The organism is Acinetobacter sp. 797_lipA, assembly GCF_058243025.1.
Genome location: NZ_JBZAYQ010000001.1, coordinates 2174632 through 2194315, shown reverse-complemented (window position 1 = coordinate 2194315; position 19684 = coordinate 2174632). Strand labels below are relative to the sequence as shown.

Here is a 19684-nt window from a genome sequence, read left to right as displayed (position 1 = left end):
TATGAGCGGTTTTCTTGGCATTCAACAAACTTATTTGTTTTTGTCTTTTAACTGAGGAACAGCAGAACCAGTACCGACTGCAAGCAAACCAGTATTGGTATAAATACCAAGTTTCGCACGAGTATCTGTGATGTCCAAGTTACGCATAGTTAACTGACCAATACGGTCCATTGGCGTAAACATTGAATCGCCTTTCTCCATCGTCAAACGCTCAGCTTCATAAGTGAGGTTTTCAGACTCTGTGTTCATGATGGTGTAGTCATTACCACGACGAAGCTCTAAAGTCACAGTACCTGTGATGGCTTTCGCAACCCAACGCTGTGCAGTTTCACGAAGCATTAATGCTTGAGAGTCGAACCAACGACCTTGGTAAAGCAAACGACCTAAACGTAGACCGTTAATACGGTACTGTTCAATCGTGTCTTCGTTATGAATACCAGTTACAAGGCGCTCATAAGCAATATGTAGAAGTGCCATACCTGGTGCTTCATAAATACCGCGAGATTTTGCTTCAATAATACGGTTTTCGATTTGGTCAGACATACCTAGACCATGACGACCACCAATACGGTTGGCTTCAAGGATGAACTCAACAGGGTCTTCGATACGTTGACCATTGATTGCAACAGGGAAGCCTTCTTCAAAAGTAATCGATACTTCTTCAGCTTTAACTTCTACGTCGTCTTTCCAGAATGCAACGCCCATGATTGGGTCAACAATTTTGATCCCTGCATTGAGGTATTCAAGATCTTTTGCTTCGTGGGTCGCACCCAACATGTTTGAGTCAGTTGAGTAAGCTTTTTCTTTTGACATTTTGTAGTCAAAGCCGTTGTCGATCAAGAATTGCGACATTTCAGCACGGCCACCTAATTCATCAATAAACGTTTGGTCTAACCAAGGTTTATAGATTTTAAGTGCAGGGTTGGTCAACAAACCATAACGGTAGAAACGTTCAATATCGTTTCCTTTATATGTTGAACCATCACCCCAGATGTTGACATCATCTTCTTTCATTGCGGTAACAAGCATAGTCCCTGTTACTGCACGACCCAATGGCGTCGTGTTGAAATACGGTACACCACCAGTTGAAATGTGGAACGCACCACATTGAATTGCAGCAATACCTTCAAGTGCAAGCTGTAAACGGCAGTCAACTAAGCGAGCTTTTACTGCGCCATACGCTTCCGCTTTTTTTGGAATCGCATCGTAGTCGTCTTCATCAGGCTGACCTAAGTTTGCTGTATAAGCATAAGGTTCTGCGCCTTTTTGTTTCATCCACAAAAGTGCAGCTGAAGTATCTAGACCACCAGAGAAGGCAATACCAACTTTTTTGCCAACTGGGACATTCTGCAAGATAGTTGCATTATCAGTCATTGTTAATCCTAACGATATAAATATAGGCACCGAGAATGGGTGGCCTGAAAGAATACATATGTCCGCGATTGTAGCACTTTTCCAAATGGTTTTTCTAAAAAATCATAGGGCTTTAAAAATATTAAAGCTCATGTGCATATCGATACTGTTGAAAAATTTCTGGATAAAATCGGTTTCTATATTGTGTGCTCAAATTTTGTCTTTTTAGAAGATGTTTAGACTGTAAATTAATCAGAAAAGTGGTGAATTTGGTTTGGTTTTAAATTGGTATTACCAATATTGTGTGATTTTTCCATTTTTGAGGATTAAGCTGGATTTAAGTTGGGTGATTATTTTTTATATTATTAGACTAAAGTCTAAAATTGGCATTATTTACATAAAAATATAAGTAAAAACAATGGCATTAATTTGATTGAAATATGATCTAGTTTATAAAGGTATCTTATATTGGTCATACCAATATTAACTTTTAATTGAAGTTTTACTTCATTTTAAATCAAAATAAGCCAAGTATAAGTCATTATTGGTTTGTTTCTCTTTACAGTTGCTCATATTGGTCTGTCCAATATTGGTAAAAGTGCCAATAATATGCTCAAAATTAAATCTTAGTAAGCATTTCAAGGAGATGACAATGCTTCAATGGCAGCAAATGTATGACCCGATGGGGAATATTTGGATTTCAAGTCTAATAGCGCTGATTCCGATTATCTTCTTCTTTTTGGCGCTCGCGGTATTTCGTTTAAAAGGCAGTGTGGCGGGTACGATCACCGTAGTACTTGCACTTCTTGTCTCTTTATTTGCCTATAAGATGCCAGTGCTGATGGCATTCGCATCGATGGCTTATGGTTTCCTCTACGGTTTATGGCCGATTGCATGGATCATTATTGGTGCGGTATTCCTGTATAAAATTTCAGTGAAGACAGGCCAGTTCGACATCATTCGTTCTTCTATTCTTTCGATTACTGAAGATCAGCGTTTACAAATGCTGTTGGTGGGCTTTGCTTTCGGTACCTTCTTAGAGGGTGCGGCAGGCTTTGGTGCCCCTGTGGCAATTACCGCTGCACTATTAGTCGGTTTAGGCTTTAAACCTTTATATGCAGCAGGTCTGTGCCTCATTGTAAACACAGCACCTGTGGCTTTTGGTGCGATGGGTATTCCAATTATCGTTGCTGGACAAGTATCTGGTGTCGATACGATGGAAATCAGCCAAATGGTGGGCCGTCAGCTACCATTTATGGTGCCAATCGTGTTGTTCTGGATTATGGCAATCATGGACGGCTGGCGCGGTGTTAAAGAAACATGGCCAGCAGTTGTGGTAGGTGCAAGTAGCTTTGCAATTGCACAATACTTAACTTCTAACTTTGTTGGTCCAGAATTACCCGATATTACGGCTGCAATTGCATCCTTGGTTTCTTTAACAATTTTGTTTAAATACTGGCAGCCGAAGCACATTTTCCGTTTTGCAGATCAAGACGCAACGATGAGTGAAGATGTGGCTGCACAAAAACAGCAAAAATACACTGTAGGACAAATTGCAAAAGCATGGTCTCCATTCGCGATTTTAACTGTGATGGTGACGATCTGGAGTGTGAAACCGTTTAAGGATTTATTTGCCAAAGACGGTGCATTGCATGATCTCGTGATTTCAATCAAAGTACCATTTTTGCATCAAATGATTCAAAAAATGCCACCTGTAGTTGCTGAAATTAAAGACTATGACGCGATTTACAAATTTGATTGGATCTCGGCTACAGGAACTGCGATTTTTATTGCAGCATTGATCACTATTGCCTATTTGAAGATGAAACCGAAAGATGCTGTCGTGACTTTTGGTGAAACCCTGAATGAGTTAAAAGTTCCCATTTATTCAATTGGTATGGTGTTGTCTTTTGCTTTTATCGCAAACTATTCGGGTATGTCTTCGACCTTGGCTTTGGCTCTTGCACATACAGGTTCGGCATTTACGTTCTTCTCGCCTTTCTTGGGTTGGTTGGGTGTATTCCTCACGGGTTCAGATACCTCTGCCAATGCACTGTTTTCAGCACTTCAGGCTACTACAGCTCAGCAAATTGGTGTGCCAGAAGTTTTACTGGTGGCAGCCAATACCAGTGGTGGTGTGACCGGGAAGATGATTTCACCTCAATCGATTGCGATTGCGTGTGCGGCGGTAGGACTGGTTGGTAAAGAGTCTGATTTATTCCGTTTTACCTTAAAACACAGTATAACGTTCACAATTATGATGGGTATTATGATTACTCTACAAGCCTATGTGTTCCCATGGATGATTCCATAACACAAATTGTGTATCAACGTTAAGGAAAGCAGATGAAAGTCTCCGATAAAGCTGTACAAAGCCTGCGTGTATTGATTGAACAAAGCAATATGCAAGTTGGAGACCGTCTGCCTGCTGAAAGAAAACTGTGTGAACAGCTTCAAGTCTCTCGCTCTTCTTTAAGAGAGGCCATTTCGCAGTTGACCAGCATGGGTATGTTGGTCAGCAAAGTGGGGGCGGGGACTTTTTTAAAACAATTACCAGCAACTTGGTCCAGTTATCAAATCGTACAACCGATTAGTAATTTGATGAGTGAGGATCCTGCCTACCGATTTGATGTGCAAGAGGCGCGCATTATTTTAGAAGGTGGAACAACTTGGTATGCAGCACAACGCGCAACCCAAGAAGATCTGGTGAATATCCGACATCATTATGACCAGATTAACCATTTTCAGGCTTTGGGAAATGATGATGAGGCGGCTCGTGCAGATGCGAAATTTCATTTGGCGATTGCTGAAGCCTCTCATAATTTGGTTTTGATTCAGATGATGCGTGGTCTGTTCGATTTGTTGCAGTTCAACGTCGCTTTGGGACGTCGAAAAGTCTATAGCGAAGCACACCGTTTTGATCAATTGCATGATCAGCACTTTCAAGTCATGAATGCAATTGAACGTCGTGATCCAGAAGCTGCACGTAAAGCAGTCTGTGGACACATTGAGTTTGTAGTACAACAGGTGCGAATGATTGATGAGGAAGAAGCTCGTCGTCAGCGCGCCAGTCGATTAAACAGGATATAAGCATGATTATTTCTTCTGCCAATGACTACCGTGAAGCGGCACGACGTCGTTTACCACCATTTTTATTCCATTACATCGATGGTGGTGCGTATGCAGAATATACCCTGAAGCGTAATGTAGAAGATTTATCAAAAATTGCTTTGCGCCAGCGTGTACTGAACGACATGTCACAGTTAAGTTTAGAGACCAAACTGTTTGATGAAACTTTGTCGATGCCTGTTGCATTATCTCCTGTGGGTTTAACAGGCATGTATGCACGCCGCGGTGAAGTTCAAGCTGCGGTCGCTGCAGATAAAAAGGGTATTCCGTTTACACTGTCTACCGTTTCAGTGTGTCCAATTGAGGAAGTTGCACCTGCGATTCAACGTCCAATGTGGTTCCAGCTCTATGTACTGCGTGACCGTGGTTTTATGAAAAATGCCTTGGAACGTGCTAAAGCGGCAGGCTGTTCAACCTTGGTGTTTACCGTGGATATGCCTGTTCCGGGCGCGCGCTACCGTGATGCCCACTCGGGTATGAGTGGCCCAAATGCAGCAATGCGCCGTTATATGCAGTCGTGTTTCCACCCACACTGGGCGTGGAATGTCGGCATGATGGGACGTCCGCATGACTTGGGCAATATTTCTAAATACTTAGGTAAGCCTACAGGTCTAGAAGATTATATTGGTTGGTTAGGTTCTAACTTCGATCCGTCTATTTCGTGGAAAGACCTTGAGTGGATTCGTGAGTTTTGGGATGGGCCAATGGTCATTAAAGGAATTTTGGATCCTGAAGATGCCAAAGATGCAGTGCGTTTCGGTGCAGATGGGATTGTGGTTTCAAACCATGGTGGTCGTCAGCTCGATGGCGTTTTATCTTCTGCACGCGCACTTCCACCAATTGCAGATGCAGTCAAAGGTGATATTAAAATCCTTGCGGATTCGGGTATTCGTAATGGTCTAGATGTTGTGCGTATGCTGGCGTTGGGTGCAGACACGTGTATGCTTGGTCGTGCCTTTGTTTATGCTTTAGGTGCAGCAGGCGGTGAAGGTGTTTCAAATCTTTTAGAATTGATTGATAAAGAAATGCGTGTTGCTATGACCTTAACAGGTGCAAAAACCATTGCTGATATTACTTCAGATTGTTTGGTGAAGTTAGAGAAAGAATTGGCTGAGTAATTCATTATATCAGTAGAAGCGTTCTCACACGGTAAACGGGCATTCAATAGGTATTTACATCAATACCGTGATTATTGCTATTTATATAATCCCTCCCAACCTCCCTTTAAAAGGGAGGAGTTATACCGATTAGAATTTATGTTGCAGGTATAAATAATTTTTCTTTTACTTTAAATGCCTAAGGTAAAGAAAAAGTCCCTCTTTGGAAAAGGGGGATTTAGGGGGATTATAATCATTGGAAATAACAAATATGAACCCTCGATCTCCACAATACGTTATTGAAAACTTAATAAATATCGTTGGTAAACAACACGTTTTAACTGACGATAAAGACACACGTTTATACCGCCAAGGTCGTCGTTACGGTGCAGGGAAAGTACTCGCTGTTGTTGCACCGGGGTCATTACTGGAACAGTGGCAAGTATTGCAAGCGGCTGTTGATGCAGATTGTATTGTGATTATGCAAGCAGCCAATACAGGTTTGACCGGTGGTTCAACGCCTTTTGGCGATGATTATGACCGTCCTGTGGTACTGATCAGCACGCGTCGTTTGGTTGGCATTCAGGTCATTAATGACGGTCAGCAAGTGATTTGTCTACCCGGCGCAACGCTAGATCGACTTGAAAAAGAATTGGTGCCATTTAATCGGGAGCCACACTCGGTGATTGGTTCATCGTGTATTGGAGCTTCAGTTTTAGGTGGCGTCTGTAATAACTCAGGCGGTGCTTTGGTGCGCCGTGGTCCTGCTTATACTGAGTTAGCTTTGTATGCCCGTGTTAATGATGATGGTCAGTTAGAGTTGGTGAATCATTTAGGGGTAAATCTCGGAGAAACACCTGAAGAAATTCTAAGCAAGCTTGAAACGAAAAATTATCAAATCGGCGATATTATCAATAACTCAGGCTGTTGCGCATCGGACCATCGTTATGGACATGATGTTAAACAAGTTGATGAAAATACGCCTGCACGTTTTAATGCGGATCCGTCTCGTTTATATGAAGCATCGGGTTCGGCAGGTAAAGTGTGTGTTTTTGCCGTACGTTTGGATACCTTTGAAAAAATTCCAAGTCAGGTATTTTACGTCGGTACAAACTCACATGATGATTTGACTGAAATCCGCCGTTTTTTACTAAAAGATTTGCCGCGATTGCCGATTGCAGGGGAATACATTCATCGCGTGGCTTATGACATTGGGGCAGAGTACGGTAAAGACACCTTTATGTTTATTGAAAAACTCGGTACAGCCAAAGTACCTGCTGCATTTGCAATGAAAGATAAGGTCGATGCGTACTTAGAAAAATTTGGTATGAAAGGACTGTCAGATAAAGTCCTGCAATTGATCACCAAATTTTTGCCCAATCATTTACCGAAACGGATGAATGCCTTCCGTGATCTGTATGAACATCATTTGGTTATTCGGATTGAAAATCAAGATGTCGAGCAAGTTGAAAGCTTTTTAAAACGTTATTTCCAAGATAAAAGCTCAGGTGATTTTTTCCACTGTAGCGAGGAAGAAGGACGTAAAGCATTTTTACATCGTTTTGCTGTTGCAGGTGCAGCAATTCGCTATCGGGATACGCACCGTTCAGAAGTTGAAGATATTGTGGCTCTGGATATCGCATTGCGTCGGAATGATCGAGAGTGGGTGGAAACCTTGCCCAAAGAGATGGATGATCTGATTGTTCATAAACTCTATTATGGTCACTTTTTATGTCATGTGTTCCATCAGGACTATATTGTGAAAAAGGGCGTGGATCCTTTGGCGATGGAACACCAAATGTGGCATTTACTGGATGCACGTGGGGCGGAATACCCAGCTGAGCATAATGTCGGACATTTATATGTAGCAAAACCTGCACTACGAACGCATTATGAAAAGCTCGATCCAACCAATAGTTTTAATGTGGGCATTGGTCAAACCAGTAAGCTGAAGCATTGGCAGTAAAGGGCTTTGGTCTAAAAAACTAAACCAGTGAGGGCAACGTCACTGGTTTTTTATTGTCGTATGTTTTTGAGCGCTCAGTTGAATTGACCGTAGATGCCAAGAATTTTTTATAAATTGTCATCCCAATATTTTAAAAAACAGCTAAAGTAGTATGCAACAAGTTGCAAAGCCAGAGATAAGGATTCATGATGACAACCAATAGCTATGCACATATTTTAAAACCCTTACATTTGGGTTTTACCACCATTAAAAACCGTGTGGTGATGGGCTCCATGCATACGGGCTTGGAAGATCGTTTTTATAATTATCCAAAATTGGCAGCATACTTCGGTGAGCGTGCTAAAGGTGGAGTCGGCCTGATCATTACAGGTGGAATTTCTCCAAACCGTCAAGGTTGGCTCCTACCTGCGGGTGGAACGATGAATACACTGGGGGATATTGCTCCGCATCGTCTAGTGACACATGCCGTACATAAGCATGGTGCAAAAATTCTCATGCAAATTTTGCATGCTGGACGTTATGGCTACCAACCCTTTGTGGTTTCTGCCAGCCCAATTAAATCGCCAATTTCGCCTTTTAAACCGCGTCAAATGTCTGAAAAACAAATTTTGAATACCATTGATGACTATGTTAACTGTGCCAGTCTTGCCAAAAAGGCGGGCTATGACGGTGTGGAAATTATGGGTTCAGAAGGTTATTTACTGAATCAATTCTTAAGCCGTCATGTGAACCAACGTGAAGACCGTTGGGGTGGGCCGATTGAAAACCGTATGCGTTTTGCGGTCGAAATCGTCAAAGGGATACGTGCACAAGTCGGTGAGAAATTTATTATTTGCTTCCGTTTGTCATTGCTGGATTTGGTGCATGACGGTAACACTATGCAGGAAGTAATTACTATTGCGCAAGCACTAGAAAAAGCAGGCATTACCTTGTTGAATACAGGGATTGGCTGGCATGAAGCACGTATTCCAACCATTGTGACTTCGGTGCCGCGTGCTGCTTTTGTTGACTATACTGCGGAAGTGAAAAAGCACGTGGCTGTGCCAGTGATTGCTTCAAACCGTATCAATATGCCAGACACGGCAGAAGAGATTTTGGCATCTGGCAAAGCTGATATGGTGCAAATGGCGCGTCCCTTATTGGCCGATGCTTTTTGGGTGAATAAAACAGCAACCAATCGTGTAGACGAGATCAATACGTGTATCGCTTGTAACCAAGCATGCTTAGATCATACTTTTAAAAATCAGCGTGCAACCTGTTTAGTTAACCCACGTGCAGCGTTTGAAACAGAGTTGGTTTATTTGAAAGCGAAACAACCGAAACGAGTTGCAGTTGTTGGTGGTGGTGTCGCAGGTATGTCTGCAGCGACGGTTGCAGCCAGTCGTGGACACCAAGTGACTCTGTTTGAAGCAAGTCATGAGGTGGGTGGGCAGTTCAACTTGGCAAAAGTTGTACCCGGTAAAGAAGAGTTTCATGAGACTATTCGTTATTTCAAAGTACAGATTGAAAAAACTGGCGTCGACTTACGTTTAAACACCAAGGTGAATCGTGAGCAGCTTGAGCGTGAAGGCTTTGAAGAAATTATCATTGCCACAGGCGTTGTTCCACGTGCATTACGTATCGAAGGGAGTGATTCACCGCAAGTCTTGTCTTATGCAGAAGTGTTACGCGGCGCACCTGTCGGTAGAAAGGTTGCAGTGATTGGTGCTGGAGGGATTGGTTTTGATGTGTCTGAGTATTTATTGAAACCAGAGCATCAACCTCAGCCACAACCGCTTGCAGATTGGCAACGTGAATGGGGTGTAGATCCAAACCCGAATTATGTCTCTGAAGGGGGCATGCAGATTGCAAAAGTTCATCCGCCTATTCGTGAGATTTATTTATTGCAACGTAAAACCTCTGCATTGGGTGCCGGCTTAGGTAAAACCTCAGGCTGGGTACACCGTGCACAGTTGAAAAAACATGCAGTTCGAATGCTACGTGGGGTGCAATATAAAGCAGTGACTAATGAAGGTCTTTGGATAGATTTGGCAGGACAAGATCAATTGTTACGTGTCGATACCATCGTTGTGTGTGCAGGACAGGAGTCAGTGAAAGATCTGATGCCAAGTGCTGAGCAAAATACACTAGCGAATTATCACATTATTGGTGGTGCTAAACTGGCAGCCGAGCTAGATGCGAAGCGTGCGATTCGTGAAGGGGCTGAAATCGCTTCGAAATTATAAGTTTTTGATGAAACAATATGCAGTTGGTTGCTTTGACGGTAAGTTTTACTTGTCATCAAAACAAAAGCTCCGTATGATGGCGCACATGGAAGCGTGGCAGAGCGGTTTAATGCACCGGTCTTGAAAACCGACGAGGGCTTATACCCCTCCGTGAGTTCGAATCTCACCGCTTCCGCCAAATATCAACGACTTAGCCCTGACATCCTCAGGGCTTTGTTGTTTCTAGGCTTATGCAACGTAAGCCTGTAGTAAGCATAATAAAAACTTGGTTTGAGTTTAAATTATTGTTCAAGACTAAATACAATCTCAAATTGGATACCGTCCCAAATAGTTAATTCACCGATCCAATCGGTTTTTGCATTAAATCTTTTGGGGTATTGACTGCCATCTTTACCATCTAAAATATTCTGAAAATCCGAGCTTTTATCGAGCATAGCTATAATTGGTCTAATTTTTAATTTTTCTTCTAATGCAAGATCAAGGTTTTTCTTAAATTCATTACGTCCATTACCAGACCATCTATCAATACGGTCACGATAAACTTGTTTTCTTTCAGTTGGATGTTTGGACATTAAAGGTTTATGACCCCATAAACTAACAATTAGTTCATTATTAGAGCTAATTGAGGATACTGACCAGTTTGGATTTTTTAGATCAGCATCAAATTTTTTAAACTCAGAAACGATACCCACAATAATACTCATATTCAAATTTACCCTTGTTTAAGATATGCTGATCGGCATAAATTACAAGTATTTAAGGTTAATAAATGTCTGATACTCCGACTGTTTGGGGTGTACACATGGGTGTACATGTTGGAACTGAGCCAGTTGAAAAAAATTACATTGTCAGTGGCAGTGAACTTTGTTTCATAAATACCTAAAACTATGGTTTTATTATATTTATTTTTTATTGAAATTTTCGCAAATTCATTAAAAACCAATATCTTGCAAAATATTTATGCAACAAAGCCAATCTATATTAAACCAGCCTTTCAAGGATTCGGTTTTTTACCATGAAGATAAAACATCGTGACTGTTTCTTAAGATGTATTGCAGAGCAACATAGTGTTGCGCTTGTGCAACGGTTATCATAGAGTCAACAAAGCGTTGGAAGACATTATGAAAATCGTGGCAGATGAAAATCTCGCATTTACCGATTATTTTTTTGCCGAATTTGGTGAAATTGAGCACAAAGCAGGGCGTACTTTAACCCATGCCGATGTTGTAGATGCCAAAGCACTGTTGGTGCGTTCAGTAACTCAAGTCAATCCAGCATTAATCAATAACACCACACTTCAATATGTAGGGAGTGCAACCATTGGTACAGACCATTTAGATATTGAAGCTATTGAGAAACAGAATATTCAATGGGCGAATGCCGCAGGTTGTAATGCGCAGGCGGTGGCTGAATATGTGATTACGGCTTTGCTCCATCTCAATCCAGCATTGCTGAACGCTGAAGAAAGTTTTACTTTGGGCATTATTGGCCTAGGAAATGTCGGTTCTCGCTTGGCTTATATGGCCAAACTATTGGGCTGGAATGTGATCGGTCATGATCCTTTTGTACAGCAAGATACGATTCAGCAGGTCGATTTAAATACCTTATTAAGTACTGCCGATGCGATTTCATTGCATGTGCCTTTAACCAAAACAGGACCCCATCCAACCTACCATTTATTCAACGCCGAAGCTTTCGCTGCGATGAAAGTGACAGCAATATTAATTAATTCTGCACGTGGGCCTGTGATTGAAGAGCAAGCTTTATTGGCCGACATCGAAAAAACACAGCGTAAAGTGGTATTAGATGTCTTTGAGCATGAGCCTGTGATTTCTGAACAAGTATTGAAAGCTGTGAGTCTGGTGACACCACATATCGCAGGTTATAGCTTAGAAGGCAAAGCGCGTGGTACACAAATGATTTATGAAGCCTTTTGTAAAACCTTTCAGTTTGAAGTACATAAAAGCTTCGAGTCGCAGTTAGCTGTGTGTGCTCAATATTTTGAAGGGCAAGATTTAAAATCTGCACTTCAAAAGCATTTAAATGAAATCTATCCAATTTTACGAGATGACCAAGCCTTACGTGCTTGCTTAAAAGAGGGGATGATCGATCAAAAAGCCTTTGATTATTTAAGAAAAACTTATCCATTACGCCGTGAATGGGCTGCACACGGAGGACCGAAGGCATGAGTCAGGACATGATCCATTATCAGCCAACCTGTGACTTAAAAGCCATGCGTGCTCGCGCGCAAATGTATAGCCAAATTCGCCAGTTTTTTGCTGAACGTGAAGTGCTTGAGGTTGAAACCCCGATTTTATCTCAAGCTGGTGTGACCGATGTGCATTTGGCTTCAGTTCAAGCACAGCGCCATGTACAAGGCAAACAACAAACGCATTATTTGCAGACCTCACCTGAGTTTGCCATGAAGCGCTTATTGGCCAGCGGTAGTGGGCCGATTTATCAAATCTGTAAAGTTTTCCGTGATGATGAACATGGCCGTAAACACAATAGTGAATTTACCATGCTGGAATGGTATAGACCGAATTTCAGTTTGAAGGATTTGATGTTTGAAGTGACAGATTTATTGAATGTCACATTAAAGCAGCGTTTTGGTGAGGTTCGCCCTACAATTTTGAGCTATAAGCATGCGTTTATGGATCGTTTAGATTTGAACCCTCTGCAAGCCAGTTTGAAAGAATTAAAAGACTGCTGTAACCGCGTGGGCTTAAATTTGGACTTGGGCGATGACCGACTGGGTTATATTGATTTGCTCTTTTCACATTTTGTAGAGCCAAGTCTAGGTTTTGATACGCCTGTATTTCTAACCGATTTTCCGCCAGAGTTGGCCTCGCTTGCCAAAACTAAAACGGATGAAGATGGTGAATTAGTTGCAGCACGTTTTGAGCTGTATATTGAAGGTTTGGAACTCGCCAACGCATATGATGAGTTGATCGACGCGGAGGTGTTACGTTCACGTTTTGAAGCCGATAATGCTGAACGTGAAAAGTTAGGCTTACATGCGATGCCGATCGATGAGTTTTTATTGGCTGCTTTGCCTCAAATGACCGCATGTGCAGGTATTGCTTTAGGTGTGGATCGTTTGTTAATGATTGCAACTGAACAGATGCAGTTGGAAAAAGTAATTACCTTTCCTGCATCCATTTCTTAAATGAAATTAAATAAAGCGCCGATTGTGGCGCTTTATTTAAGTCGATCAAGGTTTAACTGTACTGAGCCTTTAGCTCTCCAATCGCGTGTATTCGACGTTCAATCAGCATTTCACCAATATCAGGGCCTTTAATATCCGAAGGTAGGTCTTGCGCTTTAATATTTCGCACAACATCCATCACCTTTAAAATATATGTAGATTGTGGGTATTCACGATCTTCAAGCCCTAAACGACCACGTGAGTCACATTCACAGGCCTGTACAAAGGCTTCAACCCGTTCTGGACGACGTAGTACATCTAAGCGTTGCAGCAAGCGCCACAAAGTGCCTGGTTTTAAGGTCAGGGCTTGATGACATTTCAAATGTTCTTTACAGACCGTAATTGCGAGCTGCTTCATCTGCGTTGGAACTTTTAGGCGCTCACACACTTCTGTCACAGGCTTGACCCCACGTTCTTCATGCATGATATGACGCGGTAGCTCGTCCACAGGTGTCAAAGCTTTGCCTAAGTCATGTACTAAAACAGCAAAACGAACATCCAGTGCGTAGTTGGCACGACACGCTTGTTGTAAGGACATCATGGTATGAATACCACAGTCAATTTCAGGGTGATATTCAGGGCGCTGTGGAATACCGTAAAGGGCCTCGATTTCTGGAAAAAGCACTTTTAAAGCACCACAGCGACGTAGCACTTCGAAGTATTCATCGGCATGATCTTCCATCAGAGCACGAGAGGTTTCTTTCCAAACGCGTTCAGGGGTTAGTGCCTCCAGTTCACCCGAGTCTGCGAGTTGCTGCATCAGTGCTAACGTTTCTTCGGCCACCGAAAATCCTAGGGTTTTATAACGTGCAGCAAATCGTGCAACACGGAGGACGCGTAGAGGGTCTTCTACGAAAGCATCAGAAACATGCCTTAAAACACGGAGCTCTAAATCTCGTTGGCCGCCATAGGGGTCATACAGTGTGCCTTCATCATCCATGGCGATGGCATTGATGGTAAGGTCGCGTCGAATTAAATCTTGTTCTAAGGTAACAGTACTGTCGGTATAAAACTCAAAGCCATGATAACCCTGCCCTGACTTACGTTCGGTACGGGCAAGTGCATACTCATCTTTGGTTTCAGGATGTAAAAAAACAGGAAAATCTTTACCTACAGGTTGGAAACCTTGGGCAAGCAGTTGTTCAGGCGTTGCACCGACAACTACATAATCTTTTTCGTGATAGGGGTGCCCCAGAAGCTGATCTCGGATCGCACCGCCTACTAAATAAACTTGCATGAAAAAACCTCTATTCTTGCAGCCATCATGCTACAGAATAGAGGTTTTCTCAAGTCACAAGATGCGAGTATAACGACAAACAATTATTCGCCGTTTTTCTCCGCTTCTTGAATTTCCGCTACAGTCAGCGCAGTCATATTCACTAAACGACGGGTAGTTGCCGTCGGTGTAAGAATATGAACTGGTTTCGCTGCGCCAAGTAGGATAGGGCCAATGGTAACATTATTACCTGAAGTTGATTTCAACAGGTTAAATGAAATGTTGGCTGCATCCAAGTTTGGCATGATCAATAGGTTCGCAGAACCTTTGAAGCGCGAGTTTGAGTATGCAAAGTTACGGATGTTTTCATCCAATGCCGCGTCCGCATGCATTTCACCTTCAACTTCAAGTTCTGGCGCGATTTGCGTCAAAATTTCAAACACTTTACGCATTTTTTGCGCGCTTGGATCAGTTTGATCTGAACCAAAGCTTGAGTGAGAAAGTAGAGCAACACGTGGTGTCATACCAAAACGACGTACTTCTTCAGCAGCTAAAATTGTCATTTCAGCCAACTGTTCAGCTGTTGGGTTGGTGTTGACATAAGTGTCAGCAATGAACAGATTACGGTCTTCAAGCATTAAAGCATTCAATGTAAAGAAAGAGTTGTGACCTTCTTTTTTACCAATGATGTTTTTCACGAAGTCTAAGTGAATGTCGTAGCTTGAATACGTACCACATAGCATGCCGTCTGCTTTACCATGTTTCACCAACATCGATGCGATCAAGGTTGAACGACGACGCGCTTCACGTTGCGCATATTCAGGTGTTACACCTTTACGCTGCATAAGTGTGTAGTAGTCATCTGCAAACAATTCATAGTCAGGGTTTTTTTCTTGATCGACAATAGTGATGTTCACACCATGTTCAAGACGTAAGCCTAACTTTTTAATGTTCGCTTCAATAACCGCAGTACGACCAACTAAGATTGGTTTTGCAAGATCTTCATCGACCGCAATTTGTACTGCACGAAGTACGCGTAGGTCTTCACCTTCAGCATATGCGATACGTTTCGGGTCAGATTTTGCTTGAGCAAAAATAGGTTTCATCATCAGTGCTGAGTTATAAACAAACTCAGAAAGACGTTGACGATATGCAGAGAAGTCTTGAATTGGACGACTTGCAACACCTGAATCCATGGCCGCTTGTGCAACAGCAGGTGCAATTTCTAAAATCAGACGTTGATCGAGTGGACGTGGAATAAGGTAGTCACGACCAAAAGATGCTGATTTTTCACCATAAGATGCTGCATCTGCTTCAATGTGTGCCATACGCGCAATTGCATAGACACATGCGATTTTCATCTCTTCATTGATCGTTGTTGCGCCTACATCAAGAGCACCACGGAAAATGTAAGGGAAGCAAAGTGCGTTGTTCACTTGGTTTGGATAGTCTGAACGACCTGTCGCCATGATCACGTCATCACGAACTTCATGTGCATGTTCAGGCAGAATTTCAGGATCTGGGTTGGCAAGTGCGAAGATAATCGGATCTTTCGCCATCAGCTTAACCATTTCTTTGGTTAAGATACCCGCAGCAGATAAGCCGAGGAACATGTCTGCGCCTGCAATCACGTCAGCCAGTTGACTGCCTTCAACATCTTGTACATAACGTTTTTTAGAGTCGTCTAGACCTTCACGTTTTGTTGTAAGTAGACCTCGTGAGTCTGCAACAATAATATTTTCTTTTTTTGCACCAATGGCACAAAGTAAATCTAGGCAAGACAGAGCCGCAGCACCTGCACCTGAAGCGACGATTTTAATTTCGTCAATTTTTTTGCCATTCAATTGCAAAGCATTCAGTAAAGCAGATCCAACGATAATGGATGTACCATGCTGATCATCGTGGAACACAGGGATATTCATACGTTCACGAAGTTTTTGTTCAATATAGAAGCATTCTGGTGCCTTGATGTCTTCAAGGTTGATACCACCAAAAGTCGGTTCTAATGCAGCAACAATATCGACAATTTTGTCAGGATCATTTTCTGCAATTTCGATGTCAAATACATCAACACCTGCGAATTTTTTAAATAAAACGCCTTTACCTTCCATGACAGGTTTAGAAGCCAGTGGACCAATATTACCTAGACCCAAAACGGCAGTACCATTTGTGATCACGGCAACAAGGTTACCACGTGCAGTATAAAGCGCTGCTTTTGAAGGATCTTTTTCAATTTCAAGACATGGTGCTGCGACACCCGGTGAATACGCCAAGGCTAAATCGTGTTGGTTGACCAGCTGCTTGCTAGGTGTAACGCTGATTTTCCCTGGGGTTGGGAATTCGTGATAATACAAAGCTTGCTGTTTTAATGATTGATCGTCCATCTGAATCTCTTTGTAGCGTGGGTTAGCCAGCGGAGCTGGTAGTTTTTAGTAGACAAGACCGAATATACCATTAGTTGCTGGTATATCCCAGTGATAGCTGGTGCTTTTTAAGCAAACTTAGAGCTAAAACAGTCTGATTTATATTGAGTATGTATACGAGGGTGTGTCGAGATGATCTCTTAAATATTGGGTAGCATCGAGCTGCGGAAGAGGTTTGGAAAATAAATAACCTTGCGCGATATCACATTCTAAGTTTTGTAGGTAACTCAGTTGTTGTTCGGTCTCAATTCCTTCCGCCACCACGGTCATACCCATGGCTTTCCCCATGGCAATCATGGCGCTCACAATGGCTTCTTGTTTGTAGTGTCCAATTTTTGAAATGAAGCTTCGATCAATTTTTAAAGTATCGATAGGGAAGTCAGTTAGGTAAGACAGTGATGAATAACCTGTACCAAAGTCATCTAAAGAAATATGAATGCCACGCAATTTGATGGTTTCAAGGAGGTTTTTCACTGCTTCTGAGTTTTCAACCAAAGTGGATTCTGTAATTTCTAATTCGAGGCTACTACCACTGATTTTATATCGATCAAGGGCTTCGTCTAAGTCCTTTAAAAGCTGTCCACGTTGTAATTGTTGGGCAACCACATTGACCGAAACACAGATATTATCAAAACCCAATTTATTCCATTCTTTGATTTGCTTAGCGGTTTGTAAAATTACAATGCGGCCAATATCTGAAATCAAGCTGGTTTTTTCTGCCATCGGAATGAAGAGACTCGGCGGCACGATGCCTTTGGTTGGGTGATTCCAGCGTACCAACGCCTCAAAACCATAAATCTTCTGATTGTGAAAGTTGATTTTGGGTTGGTAATAAACCACCAACTCATTGTTTTGTATTGCTAGCCTTAAATCGCGTTCTAAATAAATTCCTTCTTCTAATGCAACGGTATTGCTCAGGCTGTAGAACTTGGTGGCATTTCCACCTAAACGTTTTGCTTCACTCAGTGCTTGTTCTGCACAGTTGTTTAAGTAGTCCAGCTGACGACCATGTTCAGGGTACTGCGAAATCCCCATTGAAAGCGTAATAATGTGCTCTTGACCAAAAATATCAAAAGGTAGGCTAAAGGCTTTGTTAATGCGATCAATATGTTCCTGAACGGAGGGGCGAATATGAGAGACCTCATATACAATTGCAAAATCGTCACCATTTAAGTGAGCCACTATCAAGGCTTCAGCATTGGTTAAACGAAGGCGCTGAGCAACTTGGCGCAGCAGTTCATCGCCGCCATTATTGCTTAAGAATTCATTCAATGGGCGGAAACGGTCAATATTGAGTCGAATAATCGCCAGTTGCTTAATACTGTCTTGCTGAGAAACCAAATACTGATGAAGCTGATAGTTATAGTAAAAACGGTTGGGCAAATCGGTTAGCGTATCGTAGTTTTCTAAATAGGAAAGACGCTGTTCTTGCAATTTACGCTCGGTTAAATCGGACACGATACCAATATAATGCGTGACACGATCTTGCTCATCGGTAATGGCATTCAGATGCATCCAAATACACAGCTCTTTGCCTGACAGGAACTTTTCATTAAGTTCACCGTCGTATTCACCTTTTTTTAGGAGTTGGCCAATGATTTGGTTATGTGTGCTGCGCTGATGTGACTTATAATTCGCAACAATATCAAACAGATGCTTACCATTAATTTGTACAGCTTCAAAGCCAGCCAAACGTTCAAAGAACGGATTTACGTCGATGTAACGCAGGTCTTCATCTAAGATGAAAATCCCTTGTTCAGCTTGTTCAAGGACGCTCGCTGCTAGTCGCAGACGTTCTTGGTTGCTTTTTTCATGTTGAATGTCACGTCGAATACCGACCATTTGTAACGGTTTTTGATTGATTGGATCACGAGCAATGACGCGTCCCGTGTCATGTACCCAGTACCATTTCCCGTTATTGTGTTGCACACGATAAGTGGCTTCATAGCGGTCTGAATGACCGCGTAAATGACTTTTCATTGCAGATTTAAACGGGGCAATATCATTTGGATGAATTAGATACTGAAGCTGAAGTTGATGCTCTGTGGAGTTTTTAAGTACTTTTTCTTGTTTGTGATTGGTCAGGGAAATGAGCCGATCTTTAATATTCCAATCCCAAGGACGAATACCTGAAATTTCATGGGCAAGCGATAGGTTTTCTTGCTTATTTTTTAAGTCTTTATTGATTTGATTTACGTCAAAGGTTCGTTCACGTACTTTTTGCTCAAGCAATTGATTATTCAGTTGTAACTGTTGTTCAATCTCTTTGGATTTATTCACTTCGTTTTGTAGCTGTTTGCATAAATCATCGGTCCAAGCGACTTGTTTTTCAGCTTCTTTTTTCAACTCTCGATTTTTAATTGAGAGACGGGATAAGTGCTGATTAATACGGTTGGTGGCATTGGCACAGAGCAAAATCACAATCAGAATAAAGTTCACAGCAAGGTGAAAAAGAGTGTGATTGGCATCGAAGTTGATAAATTGCGAGAGGACATAAGGACTAATGGAGGGAATAAAAACCAAACAAAAATAACTAATGCGCTGCGTTAAATAGGTAAGGCAAACGGTCTGTGTGACGATCACTAAAAGTGCAGACAAGAGTAGGGCATTTGTATAGTTAAAATTGCCAGATAGGCTGGGTAAATAGTAATAGATACAGACGACGCCTGCTGCAACCAAAAGACCAATACTTAAACAGATGCCTTGAATCCAGCGGTGCGCATGTTTGGCAGAGTGATTTTTCGGGTTGAAATACACGGTGTTCACGAGCCAAAAAATGCTGAGAATAAACTCAGAAACAAAGAACCATAGGTTAAAATAAAAAGAATCTTGAGAAAAATTATAGTGATATGCACAGAAAATATAAAAATTTAGAATCAGTAAACTACTGATGAGGAAACGAAGATGGCTAATGGAATGCGATATTTGCGCAGTCTGCAAGTGCCGATCAAGATTTTCTGTAGAAATATCTGGCATGAATCGCGAAACCTTATTTTTTTTATGACCCAATGGCGTTGTGTTGTGTCTTTTTTCAAATTTAAATACATTGTGTAAAACACAATCAATT

Annotated in this window: 12 protein-coding genes and 1 tRNA gene; 8 read left to right on the top strand and 5 right to left on the bottom strand. The window is 41.9% G+C overall.

Annotation, left to right across the window (positions count from 1 at the left end; all coding sequences use genetic code 11):
- Window positions 1–30: 30 nt before the first annotated feature.
- Window positions 31–1374, bottom strand: a complete 1344-nt coding sequence (gene argG / locus AC4CU2_RS10730; RefSeq protein ID WP_004694013.1) for an argininosuccinate synthase — start codon at window positions 1372–1374, stop codon at window positions 31–33.
- Window positions 1375–1999: 625 nt separating this feature from the next.
- On the opposite strand from argG, the gene lldP reads away from it, so the two are divergent.
- The 6 genes from lldP to AC4CU2_RS10700 all read left to right on the top strand — a co-directional run bounded on the left by lldP (window position 2000) and on the right by AC4CU2_RS10700 (window position 9948).
- A complete protein-coding gene (gene lldP, locus AC4CU2_RS10725) occupies window positions 2000–3667 on the top strand; it encodes an L-lactate permease (RefSeq protein WP_171054209.1) in 1668 nt (555 codons plus the stop codon).
- Window positions 3668–3699: 32 nt separating this feature from the next.
- Complete coding sequence (gene lldR, locus AC4CU2_RS10720; RefSeq protein WP_004694009.1) at window positions 3700–4443, top strand: transcriptional regulator LldR; 744 nt, start codon at window positions 3700–3702, stop codon at window positions 4441–4443.
- A gap of 2 nt (window positions 4444–4445) precedes the next feature.
- Complete coding sequence (gene lldD / locus AC4CU2_RS10715) at window positions 4446–5600, top strand: FMN-dependent L-lactate dehydrogenase LldD (RefSeq protein ID WP_058869297.1); 1155 nt, start codon at window positions 4446–4448, stop codon at window positions 5598–5600.
- 250 nt (window positions 5601–5850) lie between these two features.
- On the top strand, window positions 5851–7545 hold the full coding sequence (gene dld, locus AC4CU2_RS10710; RefSeq protein ID WP_490768817.1) for a D-lactate dehydrogenase: 1695 nt from the start codon (window positions 5851–5853) through the stop codon (window positions 7543–7545).
- Between the two features lie 188 nt (window positions 7546–7733).
- Entirely contained in the window at window positions 7734–9770 is a 2037-nt protein-coding gene (locus AC4CU2_RS10705) for an FAD-dependent oxidoreductase (protein WP_490769231.1), read from the top strand.
- Between the two features lie 87 nt (window positions 9771–9857).
- Window positions 9858–9948: transfer RNA gene (locus tag AC4CU2_RS10700), tRNA-Ser, on the top strand.
- A 103-nt stretch (window positions 9949–10051) separates the two neighbouring features.
- Here the strand turns inward: AC4CU2_RS10700 and AC4CU2_RS10695 are convergent.
- Window positions 10052–10474 (bottom strand): hypothetical protein, encoded by a 423-nt coding sequence (locus AC4CU2_RS10695; RefSeq protein ID WP_005242960.1) that lies wholly within the window; start codon window positions 10472–10474, stop codon window positions 10052–10054.
- A 417-nt stretch (window positions 10475–10891) separates the two neighbouring features.
- Between AC4CU2_RS10695 and AC4CU2_RS10690 the strand changes: the two genes are divergently transcribed.
- Both AC4CU2_RS10690 and epmA read left to right on the top strand, forming a co-directional pair.
- Window positions 10892–11959, top strand: coding sequence for a 4-phosphoerythronate dehydrogenase (locus tag AC4CU2_RS10690; protein WP_279733877.1), 1068 nt, complete (start codon window positions 10892–10894; stop codon window positions 11957–11959).
- Complete coding sequence (gene epmA / locus AC4CU2_RS10685; RefSeq protein ID WP_490768816.1) at window positions 11956–12939, top strand: EF-P lysine aminoacylase EpmA; 984 nt, start codon at window positions 11956–11958, stop codon at window positions 12937–12939. Before AC4CU2_RS10690 ends, epmA begins: the two co-directional genes overlap by 4 nt.
- 52 nt (window positions 12940–12991) lie before the next feature.
- On the opposite strand, the gene AC4CU2_RS10680 is transcribed toward epmA, so the two are convergent.
- The 3 genes from AC4CU2_RS10680 to AC4CU2_RS10670 form a co-directional block, all read right to left on the bottom strand.
- The gene (locus AC4CU2_RS10680) at window positions 12992–14215 is read right to left on the bottom strand and encodes a multifunctional CCA addition/repair protein (protein WP_490768815.1); all 1224 of its coding nucleotides are present in this window, start codon (window positions 14213–14215) and stop codon (window positions 12992–12994) included.
- Between the two features lie 83 nt (window positions 14216–14298).
- Entirely contained in the window at window positions 14299–16578 is a 2280-nt protein-coding gene (locus AC4CU2_RS10675; RefSeq protein ID WP_490768814.1) for an NADP-dependent malic enzyme, read from the bottom strand.
- Between the two features lie 138 nt (window positions 16579–16716).
- Window positions 16717–19593, bottom strand: coding sequence for a bifunctional diguanylate cyclase/phosphodiesterase (locus tag AC4CU2_RS10670; RefSeq protein ID WP_490768812.1), 2877 nt, complete (start codon window positions 19591–19593; stop codon window positions 16717–16719).
- Window positions 19594–19684 lie beyond the last annotated feature (91 nt).

What these genes read in the sequence shown, in the direction of transcription:
- argG (WP_004694013.1), bottom strand. Translation starts at nt 1,374, where the DNA reads ATGACTGATAATGCAACTATCTTGCAGAATGTCCCAGTTGGCAAAAAA.
- lldP (WP_171054209.1), top strand. Translation starts at nt 2,000, where the DNA reads ATGACAATGCTTCAATGGCAGCAAATGTATGACCCGATGGGGAATATT.
- lldR (WP_004694009.1), top strand. Translation starts at nt 3,700, where the DNA reads ATGAAAGTCTCCGATAAAGCTGTACAAAGCCTGCGTGTATTGATTGAA.
- lldD (WP_058869297.1), top strand. Translation starts at nt 4,446, where the DNA reads ATGATTATTTCTTCTGCCAATGACTACCGTGAAGCGGCACGACGTCGT.
- dld (WP_490768817.1), top strand. Translation starts at nt 5,851, where the DNA reads ATGAACCCTCGATCTCCACAATACGTTATTGAAAACTTAATAAATATC.
- AC4CU2_RS10705 (WP_490769231.1), top strand. Translation starts at nt 7,734, where the DNA reads ATGACAACCAATAGCTATGCACATATTTTAAAACCCTTACATTTGGGT.
- AC4CU2_RS10695 (WP_005242960.1), bottom strand. Translation starts at nt 10,474, where the DNA reads ATGAGTATTATTGTGGGTATCGTTTCTGAGTTTAAAAAATTTGATGCT.
- AC4CU2_RS10690 (WP_279733877.1), top strand. Translation starts at nt 10,892, where the DNA reads ATGAAAATCGTGGCAGATGAAAATCTCGCATTTACCGATTATTTTTTT.
- epmA (WP_490768816.1), top strand. Translation starts at nt 11,956, where the DNA reads ATGAGTCAGGACATGATCCATTATCAGCCAACCTGTGACTTAAAAGCC.
- AC4CU2_RS10680 (WP_490768815.1), bottom strand. Translation starts at nt 14,215, where the DNA reads ATGCAAGTTTATTTAGTAGGCGGTGCGATCCGAGATCAGCTTCTGGGG.
- AC4CU2_RS10675 (WP_490768814.1), bottom strand. Translation starts at nt 16,578, where the DNA reads ATGGACGATCAATCATTAAAACAGCAAGCTTTGTATTATCACGAATTC.
- AC4CU2_RS10670 (WP_490768812.1), bottom strand. Translation starts at nt 19,593, where the DNA reads ATGCCAGATATTTCTACAGAAAATCTTGATCGGCACTTGCAGACTGCG.